The sequence below is a fragment of the Salinimicrobium sp. WS361 genome, assembly GCF_050750585.1.
In the GTDB taxonomy this organism is placed as follows: Bacteria; Bacteroidota; Bacteroidia; order Flavobacteriales; family Flavobacteriaceae; genus Salinimicrobium.
Genome location: NZ_JBOJLM010000036.1, coordinates 1 through 5,263, shown reverse-complemented (window position 1 = coordinate 5,263; position 5,263 = coordinate 1). Strand labels below are relative to the sequence as shown.

6 protein-coding genes are annotated in these 5,263 nt (G+C 38.2%); 5 read left to right on the top strand and 1 reads right to left on the bottom strand.

Annotated elements, in window-relative coordinates; all coding sequences use genetic code 11:
- The 5 genes from ACQ93I_RS17020 to ACQ93I_RS17000 form a co-directional block, all read left to right on the top strand.
- On the top strand, positions 1–220 hold a 220-nt coding region (locus ACQ93I_RS17020; protein WP_431699573.1), incomplete at its 5' end, for a DUF4199 domain-containing protein.
- A gap of 194 nt (positions 221–414) precedes the next feature.
- Entirely contained in the window at positions 415–945 is a 531-nt protein-coding gene (locus ACQ93I_RS17015; protein WP_431699572.1) for an iron transporter, read from the top strand.
- 18 nt (positions 946–963) lie between these two features.
- Complete coding sequence (locus tag ACQ93I_RS17010; RefSeq protein WP_431699571.1) at positions 964–1,695, top strand: VIT1/CCC1 transporter family protein; 732 nt, start codon at positions 964–966, stop codon at positions 1,693–1,695.
- 148 nt (positions 1,696–1,843) lie between these two features.
- A complete protein-coding gene (locus ACQ93I_RS17005) occupies positions 1,844–2,341 on the top strand; it encodes a DUF2383 domain-containing protein (RefSeq protein WP_431699570.1) in 498 nt (165 codons plus the stop codon).
- A gap of 179 nt (positions 2,342–2,520) precedes the next feature.
- Complete coding sequence (locus tag ACQ93I_RS17000) at positions 2,521–3,105, top strand: DUF2911 domain-containing protein (protein ID WP_431699568.1); 585 nt, start codon at positions 2,521–2,523, stop codon at positions 3,103–3,105.
- 1,351 nt (positions 3,106–4,456) lie between these two features.
- Here the strand turns inward: ACQ93I_RS17000 and tnpA are convergent.
- On the bottom strand, positions 4,457–4,918 hold the full coding sequence (gene tnpA, locus ACQ93I_RS16995) for an IS200/IS605 family transposase (RefSeq protein WP_431699567.1): 462 nt from the start codon (positions 4,916–4,918) through the stop codon (positions 4,457–4,459).
- Between the last annotated feature and the right edge of the window lie 345 nt (positions 4,919–5,263).

Below are 5,263 nucleotides of genomic sequence, written 5' to 3'. Positions count from 1 at the left end.
CACACCCGACTACTTCAGTCATATCACCGAATATTCTGTGGAAGCAGGAGAAATGACTCCGGAAGAAGCCGAAGCCTATTTCAACCCTCAGAACTACATTATTCAGAGTATGGTGTGGGCGGCAATCACCGGATTGATCACAGCAGCCATTGCAGCGCTCATGTTGCGGCGAAAAGTACCAAATCCGCATCAGGTTAAAGGCACTACCCCATACAGATAGATAAAAAAGAAGATTTCGAAATCCTTCCGCAAAATTATAAAAAGAACTGTAAATAGATTCCTTTATTTCTTCGGAAAAAAAATTTTTAAGGGGTCTTAAAAATGCCATTTTTGAGCTCCCTTTTTAACAGGATATTGGCAGGAAAAAATTCAGCTGCTCCTTAACTTCATGGGGCAACCTTAAAAAAATATCCAATGAAAATTGAAGATAACGAGAAGAAGATCAAACTGGCCGAAGACCAGGGCAAGGCATATTCTGCAGCGCTGGACTATATGAAAGAAATGGATAACCATGCCGAAAAAGAGGTAGATGATTATATTATTAGCCTTGCTTCAGAAGAAGCTGAAGGCACCTACCAGCTGCAAGACGGGAAATTAAAATGGAATACGCCCGAAGAAGGCTTTAACACGCATCTGGAAATCGTGGTGCGCGATAAACACGATAAACGTTTTATTCCCGGCCTAAAAATCCGCGGTAAAGTACTTGATGACCAGGGGAAGGACATCATAGAAACAGATTTTCCATTTTTATGGCATCCGTTCCTGTTGCATTACGGCGCATTCTTTAAAATTCCGAAGGAGGGAAAATATAAAGTTCAGCTTGAAATCCCGGCTCCCGAATTCCACAGACATGATGAGATCAAGGGCAAGCGATTTGAAAAGGATGTACAGGTAGAGATAGAAATTGAAATGGAAACCGGCAGAGAACCTCATGGTCCCGAATAATCTTTAGATTAAATTCCCATGCAGGAAAAACAACTTCATTCCGGCAACAAAATGCTCTTTTTCAATAAAGATTATATTTCCGAATTTGTTTACGGCGGTATTGACGGTGCTATTACCACCTTTGCCGTAGTCGCCGGGGCCGAAGGTGCAGATTTGGGAATTCAGGTTGTGGTAATTCTGGGAATGGCCAATCTTATTGCAGATGGCTTTTCTATGAGCGTGGGCAATTTCTTTTCTACAAAGGCCGAAAGAGACACTTTTGAGCGCCATAAACAAATAGAATACTGGGAAGTAGAAAATCTTCGGGAAAAGGAAGTACAGGAAATACGTGAAATTTATGCCGCAAAGGGCTTTAAAGGCGAGCTGCTCGAGCAAGTGGTTGAAGTAATTACAGCGGATAAAGAGGTGTGGGTAGATACCATGATGAAGGAGGAACTGGAAATGGTGAAAAGTGATAAAACCCCTTACAAAACTGCAGGCATGACCTTTTTTAGTTTTGTAATAGTAGGGTCGGTCCCACTGCTTTCATATTTCTTTGCAGGCAGAGGGCCTGCCATTGATGAAGAGCTCTTTCTCTTTTCCTGCATCCTCACAGCAGCAGCCCTTGCAATAATTGGTAGTTTAAAGAGTATTGTCACCGAAAAGAACATCTTTTTTGGCATTTTAGAGACCCTCTTTCTGGGAGGAATAGCTGCCTTTCTAGCATATTTTGTAGGAGATGTGCTTGAGAAAATGTTTGTAAACTTCTAGTTGTTTTCTAAGACTTCAAATTCTTAACAACTAATTTTTTATTCTTAAATTTTACTGAATATTCTATTAAAAATCAGCTATTTAACAATTGATTGGCAGATCATAATCTGTTTCTGTAGTTATCTTCGAGCATATAAAATTGATAACTATGGAAGATCGTTACTCTAAATTTAAGAAGTTGAACTGGCTGCTTACAGAGAGTTTTGAAGCAGAGCGTATTTACTATAACGCAAGCGAAGATGTACAGCAAGTGGAGCTGAAGCGATTTTTCAACCACGAGACTGTAAACCGGAATCGTTTTAGCTACGAAATTTCGGAACAACTGGTACAGGCGGGCATAGAACCTGCAAGAGATTGGGTGCAAAAAGGAAATCTTGATCGTGACTGGCGGGAAGAGAGAAAAGCCCTTGTAAAAGCCAAACCTTTAAAGCTTCTGAAAAAGTGTAGAAAAAAGGATCAGGGAAACCTGGAACTTTACAATGAATTACTGGAAAAGAAAGCTTTACCAAAAGAGATCCTCAAGCTTCTGAAAAAGCAAAAGGAAACCATTGAGAATGCTGTTGAAAAATGCCAGAAGTATGAATCTGGTGAAGAAGCTTTAGACCCTTCCAACCAGCCGCGAGTTCGCAAACTGAAGGCTGTCTAACCTAACATTTAGGTACATTTCTAAATGAGGCTGTTTTAAGAATCCTACCGATAAAACTTTTCCTTACACTAATTAAAATGAGACAGAGCAAACGATAAGTTGATAATTCCTCGTGTTTTATAGTTTCTATTCGGGATATAAAATATGAGCTTCCGGTGGAAAATAGCTATCTTTAGTCTATGCGAAGTACGTTTAGAAAAGGGCTCGCCGGACTATTTGTAGTCCTGGGGGTTGTAATGCTTATCTACATAATTTATAAGAACAACACCAAATCTTATAGTCCCGAAGATACTGTAGAATATAATAGTGGAGATTTACACCTCGAAATCTTTTACAATAGACCTTATAAAAAAAACAGGGAAATCTTCGGCGGCCTGGTGCCTTACAACGAAGTATGGCGAACAGGGGCAAACGAAGCTACCACCTTTACAACTTCAAAAGATATTCTCGTAGATGGTTCGTCGCTTCCCGCCGGCACCTACACCCTATGGACGATCCCGATGGAAGATTCCTGGAAGGTGATATTTAATTCTGAAATGTACCCCTGGGGCATTACAGCAGACAAGCTTCCGTCGCGTGTTGCAGATTATGATGTGCTTACCATTGAAATCCCTGTTCGAAAGCTGAAAAACCCGATAGAACAATTCACCATAATTTTTGAAGAACAGCGCAAATTCATCAATTTAAATCTGGCATGGGATCAAACCCTTATACGTGTTCCCATAAGAGATCCGGAGACACTGCAACAAATAAAAGGCTTCTAAAATGACATTTTTGGATGGTGGTTTTTATTCGGCATTGGGGTCAACATCATATATTTCTCATCAGATATATGCCGTACCTAACGGCACGGTTTGATTTTCCTTTACTATTTCTACCATTATTTTATCCCTAAAGGGATAACAAATTTGATTACCCTCTGTCCCGTAGGGACAAAACATTGGTAAATAAATATCATAACAAAAGCGCTGTGCCGTAGGTACAGAAGATGGTTCAGAAATCATTGTTTTTGACTTCTGTGATATCTTCGTTACTAACTTGTTTATTTTACGTACCTAAAGGCACAGTTTGATTTTTCTTTATTTTTACTACCAATATTTTATCCTAAAAGGGCTAACAAATTTAATTACCCTCTGTCCTGTAGGGACTATATATTGGTAAAACAAATATCACGACAAAAGCGCTGTGCCGTAGGTACAGAAGATGGTTCAGAAATCATTATTTTTGAATTACTGAGAGATCTTCTGACGTTGTTTATATTCCGTACCTAAAGGCACGGTTTGATTTTACTCTATTTTTTCTACCAATATTTTATCCCTAAAGGGATAACAAATTTAATTACCCTCTGTCCGGTAGGGACTATATATTGGTAAAACAAATATCACGACAAAAGCGCTGTGCCGTAGGTACAGAAGATGGTTCAGAAATCATTGTTTTTGAATTACTGAGAGATCTTCTGACGTTGTTTATATTCCGTACCTAAAGGCACGGTTTGATTTTACTCTATTTTTTCTACCAATATTTTATCCCTAAAGGGATAACAAATTTTATTACCCTCTGTTTTTGTAGGGACTATATATTGGTAAAACAAATATCACGACAAAAGCGCTGTGCCGTAGGTACAGAATATGGTTCAGAAAACATTCATTTTTGACTTCTGTGATATCTTCGTTATTAACTTGTTTATTTTACGTACCTAAAGGCACAGTTTGATTTTTCTTTATTTTTTCTACCAATATTTTATCATAAAAGGGCTGACAAATTTAATTACCCTCTGTCCTGTAGGGACTATATATATTGGTAAAACAAATATCACGACAAAAGCGCTGTGCCGTAGGTACAGAATATGGTTCAGAAAACATTGTTTTTGGACTTCTGTGATATCTTCGTTACTAAGGGTGTTTATATTCCGTACCTAAAGATACGGTCTGATTTTCCTTTATTCTTTCTACCAATATGTGATCCCTAGCGGGACAAGGATTTATTATTACAAAAAACTTATAATAGAAGAGAAAAGCCGATTATAACCCAAAAGCAGGTCCCGTAGGAACCATACATACATGGGTAAAAGACAACCCATGGACGAGTCGCTGTGCTATAGGTACAGAATATCAATTATTTGATATTCTGAAAAATAAATTTAGGGTCAAACTCTACCTCATGCGTTTCTAACAGCTTTAGATACTCCTCCTGAAAGGAACTCTTTTTATGATGCTCTTTCTGGTTCTGAATATATTTTATTACTTGTGGCACCTGAGACTTGGAATACGAAAAAGCACCATATCCAGCTTGCCAAGAAAATCTACCGTTTAAGATTCCTTTACTATTTATCCATTTTGACGAGTCCTGTTTCACGAGCTTCATCAAATCAGATAACCCCTGTGCTGGTCGCAGTCCAAAAAGGACATGAATATGATCAGGCATTCCATTAACCTGTAGCACTTTATGCCCATTGTTCTGGATAATACCTGTGATATATTTATACAATTCAACCTCCCACACAGACTTTATTAGGCTTTGCCAGTTTTGTACAGCAAAAATTGCCTGGATATGTATTTGCGTATAGGTATTAGCCATAGGTTTTATATTCCGAACCTAACGGCACGGTTCAATCTCTGTTTTGATAATTAGATCTGGCCTTCAAAGGAAGATAAACAAGATAACATCCTAATATACAATTTATTAAAATAATAACTATATAATTTTATAATTGGCTCTTTCGATGGTACTTTTCTATTCCGTACCTAAAGGCACGGTTGATTTTTTTTTATTTTTCTACCAATATGTTGTCCCTAAAGGGACAATGATTTATTATCACAAAAATCTTTAATAGAAGAGAAAAGCCAATTATAACACAGAATCAGGTCCCGTAGGATCATACATGGGTAAAAGACAACCTGGACAAGTCGCTGTGCCGTAGGC

What these genes read in the sequence shown, in the direction of transcription:
- ACQ93I_RS17005 (WP_431699570.1), top strand. Translation starts at nt 1,844, where the DNA reads ATGGAAGATCGTTACTCTAAATTTAAGAAGTTGAACTGGCTGCTTACA.
- tnpA (WP_431699567.1), bottom strand. Translation starts at nt 4,918, where the DNA reads ATGGCTAATACCTATACGCAAATACATATCCAGGCAATTTTTGCTGTA.
- ACQ93I_RS17000 (WP_431699568.1), top strand. Translation starts at nt 2,521, where the DNA reads ATGCGAAGTACGTTTAGAAAAGGGCTCGCCGGACTATTTGTAGTCCTG.
- ACQ93I_RS17015 (WP_431699572.1), top strand. Translation starts at nt 415, where the DNA reads ATGAAAATTGAAGATAACGAGAAGAAGATCAAACTGGCCGAAGACCAG.
- ACQ93I_RS17010 (WP_431699571.1), top strand. Translation starts at nt 964, where the DNA reads ATGCAGGAAAAACAACTTCATTCCGGCAACAAAATGCTCTTTTTCAAT.